The organism is Nonomuraea sp. KM90 (assembly GCF_052246675.1).
In the GTDB taxonomy this organism is placed as follows: Bacteria; Actinomycetota; Actinomycetes; order Streptosporangiales; family Streptosporangiaceae; genus Nonomuraea.
The window spans coordinates 26,286-51,261 of record NZ_JBQQCB010000044.1; the positions used below are offsets into that span (position 1 = coordinate 26,286).

Genomic DNA, 24,976 nt, shown 5'->3' on the forward strand with positions numbered 1-24,976 from the left:
CCGCGGCGCCCGGATCGCGGCGGCGGGCCCGGTCACGCGTGCTGCGCGGTGTTGAAGAGGGCCTTGACGGAGTCGCCGAAGTACGGGCCGTACATCGTGCGCTGGTCGTCGCTGTACTTGAAGCTGCTCAGCGACGTGATCGTGCCCTTGCCGGTGCCGGCGTCGAACCCGGTCATCCAGGGGCCGCCGCTGGAGCCCGCCGTCATGTCGCAGCCCAGGCCCTGGTCGCGGGTCTGGCCGTACGGGTCGTCCTTGAGCCGGCCCGCGCAGTAGACCAGGTCGCCCCCGTCGTACGGCGGGTCGGCGGGATAGCCGAAGCCGAACGCCTGGCCGCCGCGTCCCGGGTTGAACGCGATCTCCTGCGTGCCCACCGCGTCCGCCACGTGCTTGCCGCGCGAGGTGGCCAGGGCGACCATGCCCACGTCGTAGTTGTCGTCGCCGCTGCGCGACCAGGGGCCGGCCACGAACATGCGGCGGGCGGTGTACTGGCCGTAGGGGTGCTCGCCGGCCGTGCCGTAGCCGGGGACGAACGTCCAGTTCGCCGCCCACTCGCCCGCTCCGTCCTTGACGCAGTGGCCCGCGGTGACCACGACGTCCCTGTTGGCGCTCTTGACCGTGCTGGCCGAGCAGACGAAGTCCGCCCCGGCCACGGTGAGGAACACCCGGCCCGTGGTCCTGGCCACCAGGCCGCCGGTGATCCACCGGGAGCCGATCGTGCTGGCGTCCGGTCGGGCCGCCGACAGGTGGCGCGAGCCCATGAGCCTGCGCGGGACCGACAGGTCGGCCTTCCTGCCCGACAGGTCGGGGGTGGTGCTCAGGTCCGCCCGGCCGGTCAGGCCGCTCAGCAGGTCGTCGCCGTTCGTCACGATGTCGAGCAGGCCGATCGGCAGGGCTTTGGCCATGCGCTCGGGCGTCCAGTAGTCGAGCACGCGCTGCTGATCGGCGGCGGTGCGGGCGGCCACGTGCTCGACTATGTCGCTCCGCTGGACCGTGCGCACGGGTGCGACGGCCGGTGGTGCGGCCTGCTGGCGGCCGGGAGCCGCGCCGAGCAGCGCGGGGCCGACGAGCCCCGCGAGGAGCGGAGCGGCCGCAAGCAGGGGGGTGCTCAGGGTCATGCCCACCGAGTGTGCACTACGAGATGTGTTCTTGTGACTACTTTCGGTAAATTGCTTAGAGTGCGTTGGCGCTTTGTGCTGCTTGGTAGACGGACTGAGCCTCGTTCCCGAAATATGGGCCGAACATCCAGTTGGGGGCGAAGTTGTATTTGAAGCTGTTGACCGAATTCTGGGTGCCGAGGCCGGTGGACTCGTTGAAATTCAGCATCCAGGGGCCGCCGCTCGAACCGCCGGTCATGTTGCAGGTGAGGCCGTGGTCGTCGGTCGCGAGGAAGTCGTCGAAGGTGCGGCCGCTGCAGTAGATCAGCTTCGAGCCGTCGTACGGGGCCGCGGCGGGGTAGCCGAAGGCGTACATCTGCTGGCGTCTTTGCTGGTTGAACGCCACGCCCTGGCCGCCCACCACGTCGACCAGCGTCCTGCCCTCCAGCGGCGCGACCACGGCGGCGGCCACGTCGAAGTTGACGTCCTCGCGGGCGTTCCACTGCTGCGTGGTCAGCAGCCTGGTGGCGGCCCAGGTGCCGAAGGGGCGGTTGCCGCCGGCGTAGCCCGGGACGAAGACCCAGTTGGTGTGGAAGGCGCCGTTCATCTTCACGCAGTGGCCGGCGGTCATCACCACGCTCTTGTTGGCACTGGTCACCGCCGTGCCCGAGCAGGAGGCGTTGCGGCCCTGCGTGGTGAAGAAGACCCGTCCCGTCGTCCGCGTGACCGCGCCGCCCCCGGTCCACGCCTCACCCGAGCTCCTGGCCGCCTGCAGGTCCACGCCGCCACCGGCCTGCCCGCGCGTGGGTGGAGCGGTCCAGGCGCTGCCCTGCTCGGGCTCGGCCGCCGTCAACTTCTGCTTGGGACCGGGCGCGTCCAGGGGCTGGGCGGCCTCCATCCGCCGCTCGGTCCAGTACGTCAGGACCTGCCGCTGCTCCGAGGTCGTGTCGGCGGCGGCTTGCTGGGCGGGCTTCGGCCGGGCCCGCGTGTCAGCGGCCTGGGCTCCACCAGCGGGAAGCAAGGCGGCACCGATGGCGAGCGTGGCTACGGAAAGCAGGGCGAAACTGCGGTTCATTACGTACCTCCCTAAACCGGACTTGGGCTTGGAAGGTAGCCGCCTCAATATCCAGATTTCTCAAGATTTGCGCATACCGATATAGCAATATTCCGGCATGAATTCACTGGCTCACCTCGTGTCACATAAGGAGGGGAATTTTAGGACGTCCGGTGCCGCGTGCCCGAGCGCGCCGCACAGCGGGGACAATGGACGGGTGCATGAAGAGACCCTCCGCTCCGTCGTCGTGCTGGGCTCCACCGGTTCGGTCGGCACCCAGGCCCTCGACGTCGTCGCCGCCAACCCCGGCGGGTTCAAGGTCGCCGGGCTGGCTGCCGGGGGCGGCAAGGTCGAGCTGCTGGCCAGGCAGGCGGCCGAGTTCGGTGTCGAGGTGGTGGCGGTGGCCGACGCCTCGGTCGTGCCCGAGCTGAAGGAGGCGCTGGCGGCGCACGGCGCCGGCGCCACGGTTCTCGGCGGTCCCGAAGGGGTCGCGGAGGTGGCCGGGTGGCAGTGCGACATGGTGCTCAACGGCATCACCGGCGCGCTCGGGCTGACCTCCACCCTGGTCGCGCTCGAGGCGGGCAGGACACTCGCGCTGGCCAACAAGGAGTCGCTGATCATCGGCGGGCCGCTGGTGAAGCGGCTGGCCCGGCCGGGGCAGATCCTCCCGGTCGACTCCGAGCACTCGGCGGTGCAGCAGTGCCTGTGGGCCGCCGGCCCCGACGGCTACGACCCCTCCTGCGTCAGGCAACTCGTGATCACCGCCAGCGGCGGGCCGTTCCGGGGCATGAAGCGCGAGGAGATGGCCGACGTCACGCCGGAGATGGCGCTGGCCCACCCCACCTGGTCCATGGGCCCGGTCATCACGATCAACTCCGCCACCCTGGTCAACAAGGGGCTGGAGGTGATCGAGGCGCACCTGCTGTTCGACCTTGGCTTCGACCGGATCGAGGTCGTGGTGCACCCGCAGTCGATCATTCACTCCATGGTCGAATACGTCGACGGCTCGACCATCGCCCAGGCCAGCCCGCCCGACATGCGCCTGCCGATCGCGCTCGCGCTCGGCCATCCCCGCCGCCTCCCCGGCGCCGCCCGGCCCATCGACTGGACCAGGGCGCACACGTGGACGTTCGAGCCCCTCGATGACGTGGCGTTCCCGTCGGTCGCGCTGGCCAGGCACGTCGGCACCGAGGGCGGCACCGCGCCCGCCGTCTACAACGCCGCCAACGAGGCGTGCCTCGACGCGTTCATGCGGGGCGAGCTGCCGTTCCTGGCCATCGTCGACACGGTGGCCAAGGTCGTCGAGGAGCACCAGGTGACTCCCGCCGACTCCGTCGAAGAGGTGCTGGCGGCCGACGCCTGGGCTCGGGCCCGTGCGGCCGAACTCACATCCGGGCAGTCCCGCTAGCTACCTAAACTGGAAAGCGTCGTCACATTAAGGGTTGAAATGTCTTCTGTAGCTCTCGGCATCCCGACAGTCCGCCCCAAGCCGCTGGCCGAACGCCGCCACTCCCGCCAGATCATGGTCGGCAGCGTGCCCGTGGGCGGCGACGCCCCGGTTTCGGTGCAGTCGATGACGACGACGGTCACCGCCGACGTCAACGCCACGTTGCAGCAGATCGCCGAGCTCACGGCGTCCGGCTGCCAGATCGTACGCGTGGCGGTGCCGTCCCAGGACGACGCCGACGCGCTGCCCATCATCGCCAGGAAGTCGCAGATCCCCGTGATCGCCGACATCCACTTCCAGCCGAAGTACGTGTTCGCCGCCATCGAGGCGGGCTGCGCGGCTGTCCGGGTCAACCCCGGAAATATCAAGAAATTTGACGACAAGGTCGGCGAGATCGCGCGGGCGGCGTCCGACGCCGGCGTGCCGATCCGCATCGGCGTCAACGCCGGCTCCCTCGACCCGCGCCTGCTGCAGAAATACGGCAAGGCCACCCCCGAGGCGCTGGTGGAGTCCGCGCTCTGGGAGTGCTCGCTCTTCGAGGAGCACGGCTTCCGCGACATCAAGATCTCGGTCAAGCACAACGACCCGGTCGTGATGATCAACGCCTACCGCCTGCTGGCCGCCAGGTGCGACTACCCGCTGCACCTGGGCGTCACGGAGGCCGGCCCGGCCTTCCAGGGCACGATCAAGTCCGCCGTGGCCTTCGGCGCCCTGCTCGCGGAGGGCATCGGCGACACCATCCGCGTCTCGCTCTCGGCCCCTCCGGTGGAGGAGGTCAAGGTCGGCGCCCAGATCCTGGAGTCGCTCGGCCTGCGGGAGCGCGGCCTGGAGATCGTCTCCTGCCCGTCGTGCGGTCGCGCCCAGGTCGACGTCTACACCCTGGCCGAGCAGGTCCAGGCCGGCCTGGAGGGCATGAAGGTCCCGCTCCGGGTGGCCGTCATGGGCTGCGTCGTCAACGGCCCCGGCGAGGCCCGCGAGGCGGACCTCGGCGTGGCCTCGGGCAACGGCAAGGGCCAGATCTTCGTCAAGGGCGAGGTCATCAAGACCGTGCCGGAGTCGCAGATCGTCGAGACCCTGATCGAGGAGGCCCTGCGCCTGGCCGACGAGATGGGCGTCGAGGTGGACCTGGAGGAGGACTCCGGCCCCACGGTCACGGTCGGCTGACGTCCCGTCCAGCGGAAGGTGTGAGCTCGGCGCCCGGGCTCACACCGTGCGCCCTCATCGGCCGGTCCAGATCCGGCCCAGGTCCGGCCAATCGCCGCCGCGCCGCCGCACGTCCGCCGCCACCTCCTCCACCGACCGGCCATCGGTGTCGACGCACAGCCCTTCGGCTCCGGTACGGTCCAGCGCCGCGGCCTCCCGCGCCGCTCGCTCGGCGGCACGGTGCAGGGCCTCCGGGCCGAGCCCCCTCAACTCGTCACCCGGTATGGCCGGCCCGCCGCCCCGCCCACGCCACGCCACCCGCTCGGCCAGCGTCGCCGGCCCGGCATCCAGCCGGCACACGGTCAACGCGGTTCCGGGCAGCAACGCGGCGTAGCGCCGTACCGTGTCGTCGGAGTCGGCCTCCCCGGACACGACCAGGCACCGGGCCCCCGCCGCGCGATACCCGGCCCAGACGGCCGCCAGGTTGCGCGCCTTGAGGCGATGACCGTCCACATCGTCATCCGCGACGGGCCGCAGCGCACCGATCTGCTTCACGTCGACATAGGCGGCCCGCACGCCGCTCCGGCAGACCTGCGTGAAGATCTCGTAGCCGACCGTCGACTTGCCGACCGCCGTGGCACCGCGCAGCCACAACACCGGCACCGCACCGGAACCGGCAGCCGCCGCCGGCCGCGGACCGAGCCCGTGCCCGGCCGCGGAGAGGTCGCCCGGCCACCCCTCGGCCCGCTCCCGCACCACCCGAGCCGCCTCGGACACCGCCAGGCCACCGGTGTCCACGACCAGGTCGGCGTACTCGCTCCGGTCCAGCCTGCCGGCCTCCGCGACCGCCTCCGCCACCAGCTCCGGCCGCCACCCCCGCCCGAGGAACCGCTCCCTGAGCTCAGCACTGTCGACCCGCAACCGGCACAACGTGAACGCGGCCTCGGGCAGCAGGGCCGTGTACTCGCGCACCTCCTCAAGCGTGTCGACGAAACCCGAAAGAACCAGGCACCGCATCCCCTCCAGCCGGAAATGCGGCCACATCGCCGCCAGACTCCGCGCCCGGACACGATGCGTCATCGCCTCCGGCATGGGGTAGCACAGGCTGATCTGGTCGGTGTCGACGAAGGCCGCCTTGACGCCATCGCGAGTGAGCTGCGCGAACACCTCCCAGCCGACCGAGGACTTCCCGACCCCGGTCGGCCCCGACAGCCACAGCACGGGCAGCGGAACGTCACGCATCCGCGTGACCCTAGCGAGGGCACGGTGAGGCGAGCGAATGTATTTCGCCCGCACATCTCACGCGGCTGATTTCGGTGTGGCTCGCCGGTCCGAAGACCTCCTCGCAGGATGCCGGCTCGCCGGTCGGTTACCGCATGCCATCCGACGATTACAGAATGGCAAGCGTTTCCCCATACCCACCGTCATCGCCCTGTCACTTAGGGGAATATCGCAACGCCTATGAAAGTGAAGGGGGCCGGGTGAAGCGGGTAGTTGGGGTTGTCGCCGGACTGGTGGTGCTCGTCGCCGGGGTGGGCGGCGCGGATGGGGCGGCGGTGGCCAATCGAGGGGCGCCGGCGGCCGTGGTGTGGGGGGCCTGCCCGAAGGTGGCGGGGAAGACCGCGTCGGCGGCGCTCGAATGCGCCTCCGTACGCGTGCCGCTCGACTACCGCGAGCCCATGGGGCAGTCGATCGAGATCGCGCTCAACCGGATCAAGGCCAAGGTGTCCAGGGACGCCAACCATCTGGGCACGCTGCTGCTCAATCCCGGGGGGCCGGGGTCGTCGGGGCGGGATCTGACGGAGCTCGTGGCCACGTCACTGCCCGCCGACGTGTCCGAGCGGTACGACATCGTGGGCTTCGACCCGCGGGGCGTCGGCGGGAGCGAGCCGTCGGTGCACTGCGTGGATCCGGCCACGTACTACAAGGCCCCGAGGCCGGACCAGGTGCCGCACGGGCAGGCGGAGGAGCGGGTGCTGCTGGGCCGGGCCGCCGAGTACGCCCAGCGCTGCGGCCACTTCTGGTCCTGGCTGCTGCCGCACCTCACCACCGAGAACTCCGCCAGGGACATGGACGTGATCCGCGCCGCCCTCGGTGAGGAGAAGATCAGCTACCTCGGCTACTCGTACGGCACCTACCTCGGCGCCGTCTACGCCACCCTCTTCCCGCACCGCGTCAAGCGCCTGGTGATGGACAGCGCGGTGGACCCGACCGGCGTCTGGTACGAGTCGAACCTCAAGCAGGACCGCGCCTTCGAACGCCGCCACCGCCAGTTCCTCGCCTGGACCGCGAAGCACCACGACGTCTACAAGCTGGGCGCCACGCCGAAGCAGACGTCGTTCGCCTACTACGCGATGCGCGACCGGCTGCGCGCCCGACCGGCCGGCGGCGTCGTGGGCCCGAGCGAGCTCGACGACACCTTCACCGTGGCGGGGTACAGCGACAAGATCTGGCCCCAGTTCGCCCAGGCCTGGTCCTCCTACGTACGCCAGGGCGACGTCACGGGCCTCACCGAGATCTACAACAGGCACGGCAAGAACGACGCCGCGGACGAGAACGGCTACGCCATCTACCTCGGCGTCCAGTGCCGCGACGCCCGGTGGCCGCGCCAGTGGGACCGGTGGCGGACGGACATGACCGCGATGCACCGCAAGGCGCCGTTCCTGACCTGGCCGAACGCCTGGTTCAACGCCCCGTGCGCGTTCTGGCCGGTCAAGGGCGGCACGCCGGTGCCGGTGAAGGCGTCGCCGAAGCTGCCGCCGTTCCTCATCCTCCAGTCCCGGTACGACGCCGCGACCCCGTACGAGGGGGCGCTCAACATGGCCGAGCGCTTCCCGCGCGCCCGCATGGTGCTCGACGGCGGCGGCAACCACGGAGTCTCGCTGACCGGCAGCCAGTGCATGGACGGCCACCTGGCCGCGTACCTGCGGGACGGCAAGCTGCCGGGCCGCGGCGCGAAGTGCGCCGCGCCGCCCGAGCCCCGTCCGGCCGCGCACATGACGTCGGGGAGCCCTCAGACCCACGAACTCCTCGGCATTCTCGGCGTGCTGGAAAGGCTCAGCGCCGGCTGATGTCAAGAAAGGGTTACCGTGGGCATTGCCGGATGAGTTAATCGGTAACCCTTCGCGTAGTCTGACCGTGTGATGCTGCGTACATCGGCGTCGCGCGTGCTCGACGACAACGACCGGGACGAAGTTCTCGCACTGCTGGACTCCGACCCGGTCGCCAACGTCTTCGTCTCCTCCCGGGTGCGGGCCGTCGGACTCAACCCGGCGAGGCTCGGCGGGCAGATGTGGGGATTCGGGACGCGCGGCGGCCTCGTGTCACTCTGTTACGCCGGTGCCAACATGGTGCCGGTCAACGCCGGTCCCGAGGCCGTGCACGCGTTCGCCGACCGCGCCCGCAAACAGGGGCGGCGGTGCTCGTCCATCGTGGGCCCGGTCGACGCGGTCTCCCTGCTGTGGGAGCGGCTGGAGCCGCACTGGGGGCGCGCCCGCGCGATCCGCTGGGCGCAACCGGTCATGGCGACCTCGCGCAAGTCACCCGTGCCGGCCGATCCGCTCGTCCGCCGGGTGCGGCCGGAGGAGTTCGACATCCTGCTGCCGGCGTGCGTGGCGATGTTCACCGAGGAGGTCGGGGTCTCGCCGAACCTCGGTGACGGCGGCGCGCTCTACCGGACCCGGGTGGCCGAGCTGATCCGCATCGGGCGGTCGTACGCGCGGATCGACGACGGGCGGGTGGTGTTCAAGGCGGAGGTGGGTGCCGTCACGCCGCACGCCTGCCAGATCCAGGGCGTCTGGGTGGCCCCCGAGCTGCGGGGGAAGGGCCACGCGGTGGCGGGGATGGCCGCCGTGGTGGAGGCCGCGATGAGCTGCTTCGCCCCCGTGGTCTCGCTCTACGTCAACGACTTCAACCATTCGGCGCGGGCGGTCTACCGGAAGGTGGGCTTCCACGAGGTCGACACCTTCATGTCCGTTTTGTTCTAGCATCCGGGGCATGATCCTTGTTACGGGTGCCACGGGGAACGCGGGCGGGGCGCTGGTGCGCACCCTGGCCGGGGCGGGCGAGCCGGTCCGGGCTCTGGTGCGGCGCGAGGTCGACCTGCCGGCCGACCTGCACCTCGGTGATCTGAACGACCCCGAGTCGGTGGCGGGCGCGCTGGGCGGGGTGCGCGGGGTGTTCCTGCTGAGCGGCTACGACCGGATGGACGAGACGCTGGCCGCCGTGTCGCGGGCCGGGGTCGAGCACGTGGTGCTGCTGTCGGCGAGCGCGGCGGAGGCCGCCGACCTGGGCAACCCGATCTCGAAGTACCACGTGGAGTCCGAGGCTCTGGTACGGGAGTCGGGGGTGCCGTGGACGATCCTGCGGCCGCGTACGTTCATGTCGAACACGCTCCGCTGGGCCGACCAGATCAGAGCCGGAAATGTCGTGCGAGACACCTTCCCCGGCGTCGCCGTCGCGACCGTCGACCCGCTCGACATCGCCGCCGTGGCCGCCGCTTCCCTGCTGGAGAAGGGGCGGCACGACGGCCAGGTCTACGGGCTGACCGGGCCCGAGGCGCTGCGCCCGGCCGACCGGGTGCGGATCCTGGGAGCGGCGCTGGGCAGGGAGCTGCGGTTCGAGGGGCTGACCGACGCCGAGGCCAGGGAGCAACTGCTCGCGGGGATGCCGGAGGCGTACGCCGAGGCGTTCCTCGGGTTCTTCGCGCGCGGTGAGCTGGACGAGTCGGTGGTGCTGCCCACCGTCGAGCAGGTCACGGGACGGCCGCCGCGCACGTTCGAGGAGTGGGCGGCGGCCAGCACCGAGGCGTTCCGCCAGAGCTAGCCCGCCGAGTTCCGCGTCGCGGCCGCCTCCGCCAGAGTCGGCTCCGCCAGAGTCGGCTCCGCCAGAGCCGGCCTCCGTCAGCGCTAGACGCGTACGAGCTTGTCGAACAGCCGGGCCAGCTCGGTGCCGGGGTCGGTGGTCAGGCCCACGTGCACCGGCCCGGTCTGCACGATCGTGCTGCGCGGTGCCGTCAGCCAGCGGAACCTGCCGCCCAGCGGCTCGCCCGCGAGCGGGCCGCACTCGTCGCCGCAGGCCAGCTCGTACGCGCTGAGCGCCCGCCGCACCCCGTCGACGTCGGCGCCCGGGTCGAGGGCCCGCAGCCGGCCCGGGTCGAGCTCGACCCGGGCGCACAGGTAGTCGCGCGGCTGGCAGTAGAGCAGCACGCCCGCGTTGATCAGCTCGCCCCGCTCGACCTTGGGCACCACGCGGATCGTCGCGTATTCGTAGACGTCCCTCGTCATCGGTCGCCGCCTCCCCGCCAGAACTCGCCGACCGACCCCGGACCCGTCTTGTGCCCCTTGGGCTGCTGACTGGTGAGCCACTCACGGGGACCGTGCGCCCGCTGGAGCAGATGTTCGACGTACGCCGCGCGCACGTCGTCGGGGGAGTCGAAGCCCGGTTCCCCGGCCAGCCACTCGTCCGGCACCAGCGCCGTCACCGTCTCCAGCAGCTCTGTCGTGATCTTCTCCGCCAGCTCCTCGCCCGCCGCCGCCACGTCGCCGGCGTAGGGCGCGAGCACGTGATCGCCCGCGTCGAACGGCCGCTGCGGGTCGGCGGTGCGCCAGTTGTGGTGGAACCAGAGCGCGGCCCCGTGGTCGATCAGCCACGTGTCGCGGTGCCAGATCAGCAGGTTGGGGTTGCGCCAGCTCCGGTCGATGTTGTGGATGAGGCCGTCGAACCACACCACCCTGGCCGCGAACAGCGGGTCGGGCACCCAGGCCAGCGGCTCGAACCCGAGGGCGCCGGGCAGGAAGTCGACCGCCAGGTTGAGGCCGGTGCTGGCCTTGAGCAGGTCCTGCACCTCCTCGTCCGGCTCCCTGATGCCGAGCTGCGGGTCGAGGTCGATGAGCTTGAGCTCGGGGGTCTTCAGGCCGAGGCGGCGGCCCAGCTCGGCGGCGATGATCTCGGCGACCAGCACCCGCCGGCCCTGACCGGCCTCGCGGAACTTCACGACGTAGGTGCCGAGGTCGTCGGCCTCGACGACGCCGGGCAGCGACCCGCCCTCCCGCAACGGGGTCACATAGCGGGTGGCCGCGATCTTTTCGAGCACGAGATGAGGCTATCGTTCCCGGCCCGGCGCCGAGGACCGGGCACTGGAACGGGCACTGGGCGCGGGCCGGGCGCGGGCTACTCGGCGGACTCGCGGGCGAGGGCGACGATCCGCTCCAGGGCCGCGGCGTGCCGCTGGAAGGCGAGCCGTCCATGAGGGGTGAGCTGTACGTACGTGCGCCGCGCCCGCTTGTCCTGGTCCTTGCGCACGGTGACGTATCCGGCCGCGGCCAGCGCGGACACCTGCTTGGACAGCGCCGAGTCGCTGGTGCCGACGGAGTCCCTGAGGAAGCCGAAGTCCACCCATTCGGCCGGCACCAGCAGGGCCACGATCGACAGCCGCGCCGGGACGTGCAGGAACTCGTCGAAGAGCGGGTCCATCAGGCGCGCCCGCCCTGCTGGACGATCGACTTCAGCACCGAGCGGTTCACCGGCGTGGCCGCGACGTACGCCACCGCCGCCACGATCGCGCCCCCGGCGGCCTGTGACAGCAGCCCGTGGGGCGGCAGGTCGAACAGCGCGAAGGCGGCGATCCGGCCGACGGCGAAGGCCACCATGATGCAGGCGATCAGCCCGCCGTGGAACAGGGCCTCCTGCGTGGTGGTCTTCCGGCGGACCGAGGCCCGGTGCTCGCAGACGATTCCCACGCCCGCGTACACGGCCAACCCGAGCACCATGAAGCTGAGGTTCCAGGGGCGCGGGAGGTCGATGGTCGAGAACGCGACGAACAGGCTGAGCGCGGAGATGATCACGCGGGGCAGGGTGAAGCTCTGGCGGACGATCTCCTCCCGGGTCCTGTCCTGGAGGCGGTGGATGTCGTCGAGCGAATTCTGTGCGTCGTGCGGGTTCATGGGACGTTCCCCCCGGAAGTCGGCTACTTTCCTATGAGGAAAGTAGCATCTACTTTCCTCATAGGAAAGTGGCCCGGGGCGAAAGGCCGGTCGGCGCTGCTGGAGCGGGCCTTCGGCGACCGGCACGCCGCCGCCGTCTCCTTCCGGCTGATCGGCGAGGCCGGCGACCCCGCGGCCTGCCGTGGCCGGACTCGGGCTCACATCTTCGCGATGACCTCCTCGGCGAAGCGCTCCATGGTGGCGATCTTGAGGTCCAGCGTGCCCTCGCCGTACCGGGCCTTCTCCTCGGGGGTGGCCAGCCACCACGGGGCGGCCATCGTCCCCGTCACGCCCTTGGCGGCGAACCGGCGGTAGGTGTCCGCGTCCGGCATCACCGCGAGCGGGGCGATGATCTCGAAGCCCTCGCCGGTCCTGCCGTTCGCGTCGAGGTGGCCGCGCAGGGCGTCGAGCACGCCGTCGAACTGCTCCTCGGTGTAGATGCGGTTGCCGATCCAGCCGTCGCCGAGCCGCGCCGCGCGCCGCAGGGCCGCCTCGCTGTCGCCGCCCACGTACACGGGGATGGGGCCGGACGGGGTGGGTGAGATCGACAGCGGCGGGAGGTCCTCGATCGTGACCGTCTCGCCCGCCCACAGCGAGCGCAGCACGGGGAGCATCGCGTCCAGGCGTCGCCCGCGCGTGTGGAAGTCCTGGCCGGTGCCGGTGAACTCCTCCTTGCACCACCCGACCCCCACCCCGAACGTCACCCGCCCGTTCGACAGCACCGCCGCCGTGGAGACCTGCTTGGCCACGGTGAACAGGTCGCGGGCGGGCGCGATGTAGACGTTGGGGGAGAAGCGCAGCGTGCTCGTCACCGCCGCCATCGCGCCGATCGTCACCCAGACGTCCGGCCAGTGCGTACGCGCGTCCCACCGCGGCCGCCCCGACCGCGAGTACGGGTACGGAGAGGCGAAGTCGGCGTAGAAGAGGTGGTCGGACAGCGTCAGCGTGTCGAACCCGCAGCGCTCGGCCGCCCGCGCGAGCTCGATGAACTGGTCGGTGTCGACGAACGAGGCTCCCAGCCAGAATTTCATCGGAACTCCGGTGCGACCTTGGTGGCGAACAGTTCGAGGTTCCGCTTGACCGTGTCGAGCGGCAGCACACCCTGCTGGCCCTGCATGTACAGCCCGAACCACTCCAGGTCCGGCATCCGGTCGAGCATGCGCTGGATCCCGCGCTTGACGTCGTCCGGCGTGCCGAACAGCGCCATCTCGACGTCGTTCATGCGCTTGGCGTCGCCCTTCTCGGGGGAGATGGGCTTGTGCTTCTCGTCCTCCTTCTTCCGCAGCACCTCCAGGTAGCCGAACGGGCCGAAGAACGCGGCGAAGTCCTTGGGGATGCTGCGGCCGAAGGTGTTGATGGCGTCCTCGGTCGTGTCCGAGATGCCGACGATCTTGAGGATGCCGGTGTGCTCGCCCAGCTTGTAGTGGCGGCCCTGCTTGGCCGACTCCTCCTGGTAGAGCTTGGCCTTGGCGGCGTGGTCGTCCGGGTTGGGGGTGAACATCCACGGCAGGATGTTCTCCTGCGCGGCCCTGATGACCGACCGGTCGGAGATCGTGAACGGCTGCCACAGCTCGGGGTACGGGTTCTGGTACGGCCGGGGGCAGACGGAGACGGCCTGCACCTTGCCGTCCTCGGAGATCTCGCCCGGCGCGCCGAACGTCTTGGTCCACTCCAGCGCCGGCCAGCCCTCGATGCCCTCGTAGGGGTAGGGCACCTGGTAGTCGAGCACGTCCGACTTGTAGCGGAGGGTCTCCTCCGTCCAGGCCAGCTTCATGATCTTCAGCACCTCGCCGAAGACGTCGAAGTTGCGCGTGTCGCTCGCCGAGCCGTCGGAGCGGGCGGCGGCGGCGTGCCAGCGCTGGCCCAGGACGTTCATCCAGCGGTTCTGGTAGCCCCGCGCCACCCCCAGCCGCAGCCGGCCCTTGCAGAACTGGTCGAGCAGCGCCACGTCCTCCGCCGCCCGGATCGGGTCCCAGGCCGGCAGCACGAGGCCGAGCGGCGCGAGCAGGATCCGCTCGGTCCTGGCGGCCAGGTCGGTGAGGAACATCAGCGGGTTGACCGAGAACTCCATGCCCTCGGAGTGGAAGTGGTGCTCGGTCATCATCAGCGCGTCGAACCCGAGCTGGTCGGCGTGGACGGCTATCTCCCGTACTTCGTGCAGCAGCCTCTGGTACGACTCCGTGTCGCGCCCGATGGGTCGTTTGGCCTTGGCATTCTGCTCGGCCGCGTAACCAGAGCCTGGAATTTGCGGATTCAGGAAGATAGAAAACTTCACCGGGGACCTCTTTCCGCGGGATGGTCTTCTGCAAGGTACTCTGGAAATCTTAACCGAGCAATCGCTTGGTTCGCTGCCTTTGGGGGTCGCATGAGGCTCGGGGTCACGATGTTCACCACGGATCTGGCCATGCCGGTGCAGGACCTGGCCAGGGCGGCGGAGGAGCGCGGCTTCGACTCGTTGTACGTGCCCGAGCACACGCACATCCCGGTCTCGCGGCGCACGCCGTACCCGGGAGGGGCGGGCGAGCTGCCCGACGAGTACCGGCGCACGCTCGACCCCCTGGTCGCCCTCTCCTTCGCCGCCGCCGCGACCAGCCGCCTGCGCGTCGGGACCGGCATCCTGCTCGCCGCCCAGCGCGAGCCCATCGTCACCGCCAAGGCCATCGCCACCCTCGACCGGTTGTCGGGCGGGCGGGTCGTGGTCGGGGTCGGGTTCGGGTGGAACGTGGAGGAGATCGAGAACCACGGGGTCCCGTACGGGCGGCGGCGCGAGGTGGCCCGGCGGAACGTGCTGGCCATGCAGGCGTTGTGGCGCGACGAGGTGGCCTCCATCGACGGGTGCGAACCCTGCTGGTCCTGGCCCAAGCCGCTGGCCGGGCTGCCCGTCTACGTGGGCGGGGCCGCGGGGGCGAAGTTGTTCGCGCACGTCGCCGAGTACGCCGAGGGGTGGATGCCGATCGGCGGGCACGGGATCAAGGCCGCGCTGCCGGCGCTGCGCGAGGCGTGCGACAAGGCGGGGCGGCCGATGGCGAAGGTCATCCCCTTCGGTACGCGGCCCACGCAGGAGAAACTGGAGTATTTCGCCGGGCTCGGGGTCGAGGAAGCGGTGGCCACGTTGCCCAGCGGGCCGGCCGAGGTCGTGCTGCCGCTGCTGGACAAGTACGCCACGCTTCTCTGAACGGACAGTTCAGCGCCGGGTGGCGGGCATAATGGCGGGATATGTCCGAGCTACGTGCCGATGATCCGCGGCAGCTGGGGTCGTACCGGCTGACACGCAGGCTCGGCCAGGGTGGCCAGGGGGTCGTCTACCTCGGCCACTCCCCGCAGGGATCGCAGGTGGCGGTCAAACTCCTGCACGCCAGCCTCTCCGGGGATGCGGACGTGCGGCGCCGGTTCCTGGGCGAGGTCGAGGCCGTGCGGCGGGTGGCCGCGTTCTGCACGGCGCAGCTCCTGGACGCCGACCTCGACGGCGATCGGCCGTACCTGGTGAGTGAGTACGTCGAAGGCCCCTCGCTGCGCGAGCACGTGATCGCGCAGGGGCCCCGCCGGGGTGGCTCCCTCGACCGCCTGGCCATCGGCACCGCCACCGCGCTGGGGGCGATCCACCGGGCCGGGGTGGTGCATCGGGACTTCAAACCCGGGAACGTGCTGCTCGGCATCGACGGGCCGCGGGTGATCGACTTCGGGGTGTCGCGGCTGGTCGACACCGCCACCACGACGAGCCACCTGCCGATGGGGACGCCTGCCTACATGGCGCCCGAGCGGATGAAGGGCGAGCCGGCCGGGCCGCCTGCCGACATGTGGGCCTGGGGGCTGACTGTCGTCTATACCGCTACGGGGCGGAACGCGTACACGGCTGATACGCATCAGGAGGTGCTGGCTCGCGTCCTTTACGGCAAGCCGGACCTGGGAGCGCTGGGCGGGACGCTGCGGGAGATCGTGCAGGCTTGCCTGGCGACGGATCCGGGGGAGCGGCCGGATGCGGAGGAGGTGCTGCGGCTGCTGCTGGGGCAGAGCGTGGGCGGGGCGGACGCGCTGCTGTCGACCGGGGCCATGGCGGCCGTCGAAGGGCCGGCCCGCGAGACGGACGCCCCGGAGGAGGGCGGCTCGGAGGAGGGCGATTCCACAGAAAGCGATTCCGCAGAGGGCGGTTCCGAGGCCGGGAAGGCCGGTCGAGGTGGGGCGAAGGGGCGCGGGAAGGGTGGTGGCGGTCTGAGGTCGCTCACCGCTCGTCCTGGCGCGGTCCTGGGGCTCGGGGCGGCCGAGGCCGAGGCCGGTGTGATCACCGATCCCGATCCGACCACGAGCTTCCCCGCGATCACCGCGCCTCAGCTGGCCGCCAGGGCCAAGCGGGACGCCGAAGCCGCCGCCGCAACCACCCCCGACGACACCACCATTCCCGACGCCGCCACCACCCCTGACGACACCACCACCCCGGACGCCGCCCCCGGCGTCGCCACCACCCCCGGCCCCAGGCCCGTTTGGCGGCGGGTGCGGGGCTGGCAGGTGGCCGTGCTGGTCGCCGGGCTGCTGATGGGGGTCGGCGGGTTCGTGTTCTGGCTGCGCAGCGCTCAGGGGCCGGGACTGGAGGGGACGTGGTCGGGGTCGGCCGAGCACTTCTCCGCCCGGCGGGTCTTCCCGATCGAGGTGCGGCTGGGCGGCGACGGCGGCGGGTTGATGCGCTGGGGAGCGGACCTGCACTGCACGGGCCGGCTCGGGCGGGTCGGGAGCGGGATGGTCTTCGTCCTCGATCAGGTCCAGGGCGCGGAGTGCTACCCGGGGACGTTGCGGATGTTCCCCACCGCCGACGTGGACCAGATGGCCATCAAGGTGACACGCGATGGTAAGGACGAAGTGACGTATTCCGGCAAGGTCGTGCGTACATCCTGACCGGCTGTGTCACGGTCAGGCAGCGATTGTTCTGAGCACCGTTGACTGTTCGCGGCCTGTTGCGTTCAGTAGAGAGCAGAAGGGGTTGCGGCGAGGGGAGGCGCCCCGTGCCAACGGCGCAGCCGCTCAGAACGGGGGATCCGCAGCGACTCGGGGAGTACCACCTTTCCGGGCGCCTCGGTGAGGGCGGTCAAGGCGCGGTCTTCCTCGGTTCCAGGGGCGGCGAGACGTACGCGGTCAAGCTGCTGCATGGGCCCGTGGGGGACGAGCGGGCGGCGTTCCTGCGGGAGGTCGAGCTGGCCAAGCATGTGGCGAGGTTCTGCACCGCCCAGGTGATCGACGCGGGGTTCGACGAGGGCCGGCCGTACATCGTGAGCGAGTACGTCGACGGGCCCTCGCTCCAGCGGGAGGTCGCGCTCACCGGGCCCCGGCGCGGTGGAGGGCTGGAACGCCTGGCCGTCAGCACGGCCACTGCGCTGGCCGCCATTCACCGGGCCGGGATCGTCCATCGGGACTTCAAGCCGCAGAACGTGCTGCTCGGATCGGACGGGCCGCGCGTGATCGACTTCGGCCTGGCCAGGGCGCTGGACGCGGCGGCGACGGTGAGCGGGCGGGGGGTCGGCACGCCCGCGTACATGGCGCCCGAGCAGATCACCGCGTCGGCGGTCACGGGGGCGGCCGACGTCTTCTCGTGGGGCGCGACGATGTGCTTCGCGGCCAACGCCTCCGCGCCGTTCGGTCAGGACTCGGTGGCGCCGGTCCTGCACCGCATCCTGACCGCGCCACCCGATCTGGGGCTGCTGGACGGGCGGTTGCGTACGCTGGTGGAGGCGTGCCTGGACAAGGACGCGCGCAACCGGCCGACGAGCAGGGACCTGCTGTTCGAGCTGCTGGGGGAGTCGACCGGGGACGTGCCGCCCGAGGTCCTCCGCTCACCACCGCCCCACATCCTCCGCGCCCCACCACCCCTGATCCCCGAACCCCGCCCGCCCGTCGCCGAACCCGAGTCGCGCCCGCCGGGCGGCGAGCCGGGAGGATGGCCGCCGATGGCCGAGCCGGAGGAGACCGGCGCACCTGACGCCTACCGGCTGCCCGACTCGCACCCTTCGGGACCCCGGCCGCCGGATGGCGAGCCCTGGCCCCCCACCGGCGACAGCGGCTCTGGCAATGGGCGCGGCTCCGGCAATGGGAGCGGACCTGGCAATGGGAGCGGACCTGGCAATGGGAACGGACCTGGCAATGGGAGCGGTCTCGGCCGGGGCAGCGGGCATGACGGTGGTGGCGGCGGCGCGCAGCCGTACGTCGCGAACCCCGCCCACTCCGTCTTAGCCGATCACTCGGACGGTGGCGGCGACCCGAGCCAAGGCGCCGGATCCCCGGCAGGGGACGGCAACGGCCGTGGCAAGGGCTGGCCCAGAGCCGCCATCGCGGTCTGCGTCGCCCTGCTGGTCACGGCCGCCGTCCTCCTCACCGTCGTCATCCCCTCCCTGACCGGCAACGACACGGCCACCGGCCCCCAGGCGGCAGGCCCCTCCGTCCCCCCGAAGTCGGAACCACCGAACCCGGAGACCTCCGCCCCCGAGACCGACAAGGCCGAACCCCCCACCAAACCCGCGGAGACCCACGGCCCCCGCGAACCCACGGCCAGTCCACCGGTGGTACGCCCACCCGTAACCGTCGCCATCCCCGCCCTGACGGGGCTGAGCAAAGCCGACGCCACCAAGGCCCTCAAGCGCGCCGGTCTGACACTCGGCACGGTCTCCCAGGCCGACTCACCGCAGAAGATCGGCCAGGTCCTGTCCAGCAAGCCCGCCTCCGGCACGTCCGTGCCCAGGAACAGCACGGTGTCGCTGCAGGTGTCGGCAGGCCTGCCCGTACCAGCCGTCACGGGCATGCAACGCAAACCCGCCGAAGCCGCGATCACGGCCGCCGGCCTCAAGGTCGGCGCCATCACCCGCTCCTGCTCCCCGCAGCCGAACGGCCAGGTCCTCTCCACCCAACCGCAAGCGGGCCGCCGCGTACCGGGCAGCACCCCGGTGGCCCTCACCCTGGCCCGCACCGGCACCCCCGTCCCCTCAGTCGTCGGCCAGGCGAGAGAGGACGCCCGAGCCGCCCTGATCGCCGCCGGCTTCACCGTCCGCGTAAGAGACCAGGTGGTGGACGACGAATCCCGGGTAGGCGTCGTCCTCTCCCAGAGCCTCCCACCAGGCACCTGCGCCAGACCCACCAGCCAGATCGTGATCGCGGTAGGCCTCGCCGGCCAGTCGGGCCCCGACCCCCACGAACCCACAGAGACCCCGACCGGCCCGGTCACCGGAGACTGACGGGCGTGCACCGCCTGTTCAAGGGCAGTTGGCGTCCATGCAGAAATTCCTGAAGTTGGTGGTGGCGCGCTGGCTGGCCCGCACCCCGATCGGCCTGGTCGCCCTCGGGATCGGCTGGTACCTGGCCCGACGCCGGCGCAGACGACAGCAACCGCCGCACGACACCCAGCACACCCGACGCCACCCGGCGAGAACCAAGCACCACGCACACCACGGCCCTAGGTAGATCCATAAGCGCACCGGCGTCGAACCGCCCTCGCGTATGAACGGCGGGGGAGGATCTCCCGCCCGACCCGATCACCTGTGATCAGCGTCGACTTCCTGTGCGTGCTCTCCGTGAGCACGGAGCACCCGGCGCGGGGATCGCCTTGCCTGGCTTCGCGAAGGTAGGAACGCGTGAACGTAGAGGCACGGCTGCTGGAGCTGATGTCGCGTCTCCAGGCGCTGCGGGTCGGCGCGCGCCGGCGACAATGTCGTCGCCGGTATGTCCCTGATCCTGGCGGACGTGGTCCACTGACCCTCCGTCCAGGGCGAAGTGATCGACCAGCAGCCTCGGCTGTTTGCTGGACGTCGGCCTGATCTGAGCCGTTCGGCTAGGAAGGCTTCAGAGCTGGCCGGTCCGCCGCATCCTGCGTGCTGTCAGGCGTCGGAACAAGGACGCCCCTAGATCCAGCGAACCTGCGTGGGGCCGGGGGCACGGGGCGAGCGCGAGCGAGCGGGGTTTTCGGGGGATCGAAAGGGGGCGGAGCCCCCTTGGGAGGCGCTGTCTGGAACCGAACGGCGCGCAGCGCCCCCTTGTGGAAGGCCTTGCCTTTCGGACTGGGAGCCCTCTCAGCGCCTGCGCTTCTTGCCTGTGCCCTTGGGGCGGCCGCGTTCGCCCGGTGATGCGCTGTGGACCAGGCGGAGGCGGTGGCGGCCGGCGCGCAAGGGTTCGGCGACCAGGTCGCGCATCTCCGCCAGGCCCTCCGCATCGTGGTGCCCCGAGGCCAGCACCGCCTCCGCGAACTCGTACGCGTCCTTCCCCGCCATGGCCCTGAGCTGCTCGATCAACGGCTCAGGACCCCCGAGCTCCAGCAACGTGAGGAAGTTCTCCGCCCCCAGCAGCAGGTGATCGCGCTCCCCGAGCGTCCCCGGGTCGATCTCGCCCTCGTCCATGAGGAAGGTCAGGGCGGTGGGGCCGAGGATGGGGTCTTGGCGGAGGCTGCGGAGGAGGGCGGGGCCCTGGGGGAGGGTTTCGGTGAGGACGCTGAGCATGGCGGCGGTGCGGGTGCGGAACGGGCAGGCTCTGATGGCCTCCAGGAGGGTTTCGACGTCCTGGCCCGGGTGGGACAGCCAGGCGTTGAGTTCGGCGGCGGCTTCCTGGGGCGGGTAGTGCTGGGTGAGGACGCCCAGGAGTTCGGCGGGTGGGGCGGTGGCGAGCTCGCCGATCAGAGGGGCGTCGCGGCCTTCCTCCAGGAGGCGTTCGCGGACGGCGCGCAGGCCGAGGGGGGTGAGGGTGGCCAGGAGGAGGTCGGGGGCCGCGAGGCCGGTGCGGAGGCGGTCCACGGCCTCCGGGGGGAGCTCCTGGTCCTCGTGGTCGAGGTCGCTGGAGTAGAGCTCGTCCGCCGGGCCTCGGGTCAGCTCCACGGCGCCCAGGTCGGACAGGACGGCGAAGGTGCTTTCGAGGTCATGGGCCACCTGTTCGCGCCACAGGTCCCGGAGGTGGGGCTCGGCGTCGTCGAAGACGAAGGACGTCTGGCAAGCCAGCCACACCGTCTCCGCCAGGCGGGTCACCGGCATGTCGTCCATGCCGTACAGGGTGTTGAGGATGTCCGGGAGGATCTCGTCGAAGAGCTCCGCCAGCAGGGCGGCCGGTCGCCAGGTGGCGACGGGGGTGGTGATCACGCCGCCCAGGTGGGGGAGCACCGCGAAGGCGCGGCTCCACAGCGCCTCCGGGTCGCGGAGGAGAGGGGCGGCCTTGGCGACGCGGAGGAGGCGGCCCTTGCTGACGCGGATCAGGCGGGCCTCCTTCGCCCAGGCGAGGAGGAGGCTCAGGTGCGGGAGCTCGGCGCTGCTGCGGACGTGCAACCGCTCCTCGCCGGTGCCGAGCAGCTCTGACAGCCGGCGGGCGGCCGTGAGGGGGAGGTGGCCGGCCTTGGTGAGCTGGCGGCCGTCCTTGCCCAGCCAGTCAGCCAGGGTGACGAGCCGCTGGACGATCTTGCTGTGGGCGGCGGCCTCGGTGAGGTCGGAGGCCGGGGGAAGGGCGATGGGGGGCTGGACGTAGGCGCGTTCGTCGTCGGCGTCCAGGGCCGACTCCGTGAGGCGGGCTTCCAGGATCTTGTCGAGCACGCCCTGGTCGTAGCGGATGCGGCCGGCATCGAGGTCGTTCTTGAAGTCCTCGAAGGTGCCGGGGTCGGTGAGGTTGAGGCCGTGGTCGAGGGCCGTCTGCGCCCAGAACTTGGCCAGGCCCTGGCGGTAGGGGTCGTCGAGGGCCTTCTGGAACTCGGCGGCGGCCTGGGTGATCGCCTGGTCCGTCTCGGCCTCCGTGGCGCCGCGCGGGTCGCGCAGGCCGGTGGCGGCGAGGTAGCGCAGGTAGGTGCGGAGGATCTCCGGGGCCGTGTCGAGGATCTCCCTCGGGGCCACGACGTTACGCGGGATCCAGGACAGGAGGAAGCGCCGGATCTGGCGGGCGTCCCAGTAGGCCAGGCGGCCGTCGCGGCTCTGGTGGCGGGCGTCGATGGCAGCGGTGATCAGCAGGTCGTCGGCGGGGAGGCCGTGCCGGCCCGCCCAGGAGAGGCAGCGCCGGATCAGCACGGTCTTGGCCGCCTCGAACTCCTCGGCCTCCTCGGGCTCGAACCAGGTACGCAAAGCACGAACTCCCTGCTGTGCTGGGGGGAGGGGTGAAATGAAAGTCTGGCGTACCAGTATTCCGGTTCGTACGGCTCGATGGGCTGCTCTTCGGCTACTTCAGTGCGCCTGCGGTCAATCCGGCGACTTTCCGGCGTCGGACGTACAGCCGGAGACGACCCGGGCGCCGGCGCTGGGAGTTCCTTCCAGGGAGACGGTCTCACCGGTCAGCCGTGACCGCTCGGCGGCCCAGGCGATGAGGTGGCTGTGCAGGCTCTCGCCGGGCGAGGAGAGGATCGTCGAGCCGTCCCTCGTGGCGACCGCCGTGAGGAACGCCTCGACGAGCGCTTCGTCGCCGCCCCCGTGGCCGCCCCTGGCCGTCGCGTCGCCCGTGGGGGACGTCTCGACGGTCTCGGTGCGGCCGGTGACGAAGTCGTGGACGGTCAGGCGGTCGCCGTCGCCGTCGATCGAGCCGCGGGTGCCGAAGATCCGCGTCTGCCGGTGGAGCGCCGGGGTGAACCCGGTCATGGTGAACGACGCCGTGCCGCCGCCCTCGAACTCGAGGTTCACGACCTGGTGATCGACCACGTCGTTGTCGCAGGCGTACACGCACCTGCCGTACGGGCCGGTCCTGAGCGCCTCCAGCAACCCCTGCTCGGAGACGTCGTCGGTGAGGACCGACACCGGCCAGACCTCCTTGCCCGCGAGCGGGAGGTAGATGCGCCTGGCGGAGTACGGGCAGGAGGGCTCGACCGCGCAGTCGAGGCAGCGGTCGGCGGCGCCGTCCGGGCGGTTCTCGGGGCGGAAGTGCTTGAGGCCGCCGAAGGAGGAGACGCGGGTGACCTGCCTGCCGGTCAGGTGGACGAGCCAGTCGAGGTCGTGGCAGGACTTGGCGAGCAGCATGAACGTGGACTCGTCCGTCCGCCGCCAGTTGCCCCGCACGTACGAGTGCGCCTGGTGCCACCACCCCACCGGCTCCAGGTGCTGCACGCTGACGATCTCGCCGATCCGCCCGCCGTCGAGCAGCGCCTTCAGGGCCTGCGTGTACGGGGTGTAACGCAGCACGTGGCACACCGCGAATATCGCGCCGGAGCGCTCGGCGGCCGCCACGATCTTCCGGCAGTCGTCCTCGGAGACCGCCATCGGCTTCTCCAGCAGGACGTCGTAGCCCAACTCGGCGAAGCGCACCGCGGGCTCGACGTGGTCCCGGTCCTGGGTCGCGATGATCACCGCGTCCGCCCGGCGGGGGAGCGCGGCCAGCTCGCGCCAGTCCGCGTACTGCTCGGCCCCGGGGAACCTGCCGCGGCGGCCGTCCAGCGGGTCCGCCACCGCGACCACCCGCGCCCGGCCGCTCGCGACGGCGTGGCGGGCATAGGAGGTCCCCCGCGAACCCGCGCCGACGACGGCGAGCGTCACCATCGTTTCCTCCAATTTATGTAACCAATTCACGTATGTCGGCCGATGCTAGGATCCGGGCTGGTAGTCGTCAATAGGGAAGTTATGGGAAAGGGTCTCATAAGTGACCGAGCTCCGGCCGGGTGACGCGTCGCTGCTGCGCAAAGTGAACACTCAGGTCACGCTCAGAGCACTGCGCCGCGCGGGCGTGGCCACGCTGACCCAGCTCGGCCGCGTCGCCGGGCTGTCCAGGCAGACGGTGGAGGCGGTGCTCGACGAGCTGGGCGAGCGCGGCTACGTGCGGGAGGTGCCGCCCGACGAGGGCGTGATGGGGCGGCCGGCGCGGCGGTTCGGGTTCCGCGCGGACGCCGGCTACGTGGTGGGCGTGGAGATCGGCGCCGAGGCGATCGTGGCCGCGCTGGCCGACCTCAACGGCGAGGTGATCGCGTGGGAGCGGGCCGGGGTCTCCGGCGACGCCGCGGCCCACGAGCGGCTGGAGGTGGCCGAGCGTACGGCGCTGACGTGCGTGGACGCCGCCGGCGTGGCGCGCCGGCGGGTCTGGGCCGTGGCCGCGGGCACCTCCGGCATCGTGGACCGCAGCGGTCGCGTGTCCCTGTCGATCACGCTGCCCGGCTGGACGGGCGTGGACCTGGCCGGACTGGCCGGGCGCTGGTTCGGCTGCACCGCGCTGGCGGCCAACGACGCCAACCTCGCCGCGCTGGCCGAGCACTGGCGCGGCGGCGCGCAGCACGCCTCCGACGTCGTGTACGTCCTGATCGGCCACCGGGCGGGCGCCGGCGTCCTGATCGGCGGGCGGCTGCATCCCGGGCGCAACGGGGCCGCCGGCGAGATCGGCACGCTGCGCCAGGTCGGCTGGGAGGACGCCGCCCGCGAGCTGGTCAAGGACGCCTCGGCGGCGGAGGTGTTCGAGGCGGCGCTGGCGGGCGACCGCGACGCGCTGCGGCGGGTGGACCGCTACGCCGAGAACCTGGCCGTCGGCGCCTCGGCGCTGGCCCTGGCCATCGACCCCGACCTGCTGGTGCTCGGCGGCGGCTACGCGCGGGCCGGTGACGTGCTGCTCGAACCTCTGCGGCGGCACCTGGCCGAGCTGTGCGTGAGCGCCCCGGAGGTGGTGGCCTCCACGTTCGGGGACGAGGCGGTGGCGCTCGGCGCGGTACGGCTGGCGCTCGACCACGTCGAGCGCGAGGTGCTCGGGCTGTAGTACGCCCGGGCGGCCTCGAGGAGGCTCTAGTACGCCCGGGCGGCCTCGAGGAGGACGGCGTGTACCTGCTCCTCCGGCAGGTCCATCGTCCTGACCGCGCCCCACTGCAGCGCCCCCAGCAGCGCCCAGCTCTTGAGCCTGGCCTCCGGGCCGGGGTCGTCGCCCACGAGCTTGGCGTAGATCTCGTCCCGGAACGTCCGGACCGTGTCGCGTTCCGAGCCCGGCGTCGTCGCGGCGTCGTCCGCGGCCAGGTCCTCCATGAACAGGCGGATCACCGAGCGATAGCGCACCGCGAACCCGACCAGCGCCTCGACGAACTCCCCCCGGCTCGCGTACGAGGTGTCGAGCAGCGCCAGCATGTCACCCGCCGCCGGCGACAGCAGCTCGGCCGCCAGGCGGTCCTTCGGGTGGAAGTGGTAGGCGACCGCGGTCTTGGTCAGGCCGACGGCGGCGGCGATGTCGGCCAGCGACGTCGCCGCGTAGCCACGCTCGGCGAACAGCTCTCTGGCGGCGGCCAGGATCCGGGTGCGGGTGTCGTCGGGTGTGGTCATCGTCTCATTCCCTGTGGAAGACAACCTTCCGGATATTTCCCGTTTTATCG

General features: G+C 71.4%; 22 protein-coding genes. 10 read left to right on the top strand and 12 right to left on the bottom strand.

From position 1 onward, the window contains the following. Positions 1–32: 32 nt before the first annotated feature. Positions 33–1,115 (bottom strand): trypsin-like serine peptidase, encoded by a 1,083-nt coding sequence (locus ACTWPW_RS33340; protein WP_375115680.1) that lies wholly within the window; start codon positions 1,113–1,115, stop codon positions 33–35. Between the two features lie 55 nt (positions 1,116–1,170). After that, entirely contained in the window at positions 1,171–2,169 is a 999-nt protein-coding gene (locus tag ACTWPW_RS33345) for a peptidase (protein ID WP_375115681.1), read from the bottom strand. A 196-nt stretch (positions 2,170–2,365) separates the two neighbouring features. Here ACTWPW_RS33345 and dxr point away from each other — a divergent pair, with 196 nt between their 5' ends. Further along, on the top strand, positions 2,366–3,556 hold the full coding sequence (gene dxr, locus ACTWPW_RS33350; protein WP_375115682.1) for a 1-deoxy-D-xylulose-5-phosphate reductoisomerase: 1,191 nt from the start codon (positions 2,366–2,368) through the stop codon (positions 3,554–3,556). Between the two features lie 39 nt (positions 3,557–3,595). Further along, positions 3,596–4,759 carry a flavodoxin-dependent (E)-4-hydroxy-3-methylbut-2-enyl-diphosphate synthase gene (ispG, locus tag ACTWPW_RS33355; RefSeq protein WP_375115683.1) on the top strand — a complete coding sequence of 388 codons (1,164 nt, stop codon included), beginning with the start codon at positions 3,596–3,598 and terminating at the stop codon, positions 4,757–4,759. A 54-nt stretch (positions 4,760–4,813) separates the two neighbouring features. Here the strand turns inward: ispG and ACTWPW_RS33360 are convergent, their stop codons facing one another. Next, positions 4,814–5,980, bottom strand: coding sequence for a hypothetical protein (locus tag ACTWPW_RS33360; RefSeq protein ID WP_443170927.1), 1,167 nt, complete (start codon positions 5,978–5,980; stop codon positions 4,814–4,816). 239 nt (positions 5,981–6,219) lie between these two features. Between ACTWPW_RS33360 and ACTWPW_RS33365 the strand changes: the two genes are divergently transcribed. The 3 genes from ACTWPW_RS33365 (at position 6,220) to ACTWPW_RS33375 (ending at position 9,562) form a co-directional block, all read left to right on the top strand. Then, on the top strand, positions 6,220–7,809 hold the full coding sequence (locus ACTWPW_RS33365) for an alpha/beta hydrolase (protein WP_375115685.1): 1,590 nt from the start codon (positions 6,220–6,222) through the stop codon (positions 7,807–7,809). 72 nt (positions 7,810–7,881) lie between these two features. Beyond that, positions 7,882–8,724 (top strand): GNAT family N-acetyltransferase, encoded by an 843-nt coding sequence (locus ACTWPW_RS33370; protein WP_364131834.1) that lies wholly within the window; start codon positions 7,882–7,884, stop codon positions 8,722–8,724. 10 nt (positions 8,725–8,734) lie between these two features. Beyond that, positions 8,735–9,562, top strand: a complete 828-nt coding sequence (locus ACTWPW_RS33375; protein WP_443170928.1) for an NAD(P)H-binding protein — start codon at positions 8,735–8,737, stop codon at positions 9,560–9,562. 83 nt (positions 9,563–9,645) lie between these two features. On the opposite strand, the gene ACTWPW_RS33380 is transcribed toward ACTWPW_RS33375, so the two are convergent. From ACTWPW_RS33380 to ACTWPW_RS33405, 6 genes are all read right to left on the bottom strand, one after another. Further along, complete coding sequence (locus tag ACTWPW_RS33380) at positions 9,646–10,023, bottom strand: DUF3037 domain-containing protein (protein WP_443170929.1); 378 nt, start codon at positions 10,021–10,023, stop codon at positions 9,646–9,648. Beyond that, a complete protein-coding gene (locus ACTWPW_RS33385) occupies positions 10,020–10,832 on the bottom strand; it encodes a HipA family kinase (RefSeq protein WP_375115687.1) in 813 nt (270 codons plus the stop codon). Before ACTWPW_RS33385 ends, ACTWPW_RS33380 begins: the two co-directional genes overlap by 4 nt. A 77-nt stretch (positions 10,833–10,909) precedes the next feature. Further along, a complete protein-coding gene (locus ACTWPW_RS33390; protein ID WP_375115688.1) occupies positions 10,910–11,212 on the bottom strand; it encodes a winged helix-turn-helix domain-containing protein in 303 nt (100 codons plus the stop codon). Beyond that, positions 11,212–11,682, bottom strand: coding sequence for a hypothetical protein (locus ACTWPW_RS33395; protein ID WP_443170930.1), 471 nt, complete (start codon positions 11,680–11,682; stop codon positions 11,212–11,214). Before ACTWPW_RS33395 ends, ACTWPW_RS33390 begins: the two co-directional genes overlap by 1 nt. 197 nt (positions 11,683–11,879) lie before the next feature. Next, on the bottom strand, positions 11,880–12,752 hold the full coding sequence (locus ACTWPW_RS33400) for a TIGR03619 family F420-dependent LLM class oxidoreductase (protein WP_443170931.1): 873 nt from the start codon (positions 12,750–12,752) through the stop codon (positions 11,880–11,882). Continuing rightward, complete coding sequence (locus tag ACTWPW_RS33405) at positions 12,749–13,996, bottom strand: LLM class flavin-dependent oxidoreductase (protein ID WP_375115691.1); 1,248 nt, start codon at positions 13,994–13,996, stop codon at positions 12,749–12,751. The genes ACTWPW_RS33400 and ACTWPW_RS33405 overlap by 4 nt, the downstream gene beginning before the upstream one ends. 90 nt (positions 13,997–14,086) lie before the next feature. On the opposite strand from ACTWPW_RS33405, the gene ACTWPW_RS33410 reads away from it, so the two are divergent. From ACTWPW_RS33410 to ACTWPW_RS33425, 4 genes are all read left to right on the top strand, one after another. Next, positions 14,087–14,896, top strand: coding sequence for a TIGR03619 family F420-dependent LLM class oxidoreductase (locus tag ACTWPW_RS33410; protein ID WP_375115692.1), 810 nt, complete (start codon positions 14,087–14,089; stop codon positions 14,894–14,896). 41 nt (positions 14,897–14,937) lie between these two features. Beyond that, positions 14,938–16,608: a serine/threonine-protein kinase gene (locus tag ACTWPW_RS33415; protein ID WP_443170932.1), complete on the top strand. Its 1,671-nt coding sequence runs from the start codon at positions 14,938–14,940 to the stop codon at positions 16,606–16,608. A 107-nt stretch (positions 16,609–16,715) separates the two neighbouring features. After that, complete coding sequence (locus ACTWPW_RS33420) at positions 16,716–18,932, top strand: protein kinase domain-containing protein (RefSeq protein WP_443170933.1); 2,217 nt, start codon at positions 16,716–16,718, stop codon at positions 18,930–18,932. Positions 18,933–18,969: 37 nt separating this feature from the next. Then, positions 18,970–19,158 carry a DUF6203 family protein gene (locus ACTWPW_RS33425; RefSeq protein ID WP_443170934.1) on the top strand — a complete coding sequence of 63 codons (189 nt, stop codon included), beginning with the start codon at positions 18,970–18,972 and terminating at the stop codon, positions 19,156–19,158. A gap of 605 nt (positions 19,159–19,763) precedes the next feature. On the opposite strand, the gene ACTWPW_RS33430 is transcribed toward ACTWPW_RS33425, so the two are convergent. Further along, the gene (locus tag ACTWPW_RS33430) at positions 19,764–21,779 is read right to left on the bottom strand and encodes a hypothetical protein (RefSeq protein WP_443170935.1); all 2,016 of its coding nucleotides are present in this window, start codon (positions 21,777–21,779) and stop codon (positions 19,764–19,766) included. 114 nt (positions 21,780–21,893) lie between these two features. Beyond that, a complete protein-coding gene (locus ACTWPW_RS33435; RefSeq protein ID WP_443170936.1) occupies positions 21,894–23,177 on the bottom strand; it encodes a Gfo/Idh/MocA family protein in 1,284 nt (427 codons plus the stop codon). A 100-nt stretch (positions 23,178–23,277) separates the two neighbouring features. On the opposite strand from ACTWPW_RS33435, the gene ACTWPW_RS33440 reads away from it, so the two are divergent. After that, entirely contained in the window at positions 23,278–24,375 is a 1,098-nt protein-coding gene (locus tag ACTWPW_RS33440) for an ROK family transcriptional regulator (protein WP_443170937.1), read from the top strand. A 26-nt stretch (positions 24,376–24,401) separates the two neighbouring features. Here the strand turns inward: ACTWPW_RS33440 and ACTWPW_RS33445 are convergent, their stop codons facing one another. Next, complete coding sequence (locus ACTWPW_RS33445) at positions 24,402–24,926, bottom strand: helix-turn-helix domain-containing protein (protein WP_364131824.1); 525 nt, start codon at positions 24,924–24,926, stop codon at positions 24,402–24,404. Positions 24,927–24,976: the final 50 nt, after the last annotated feature.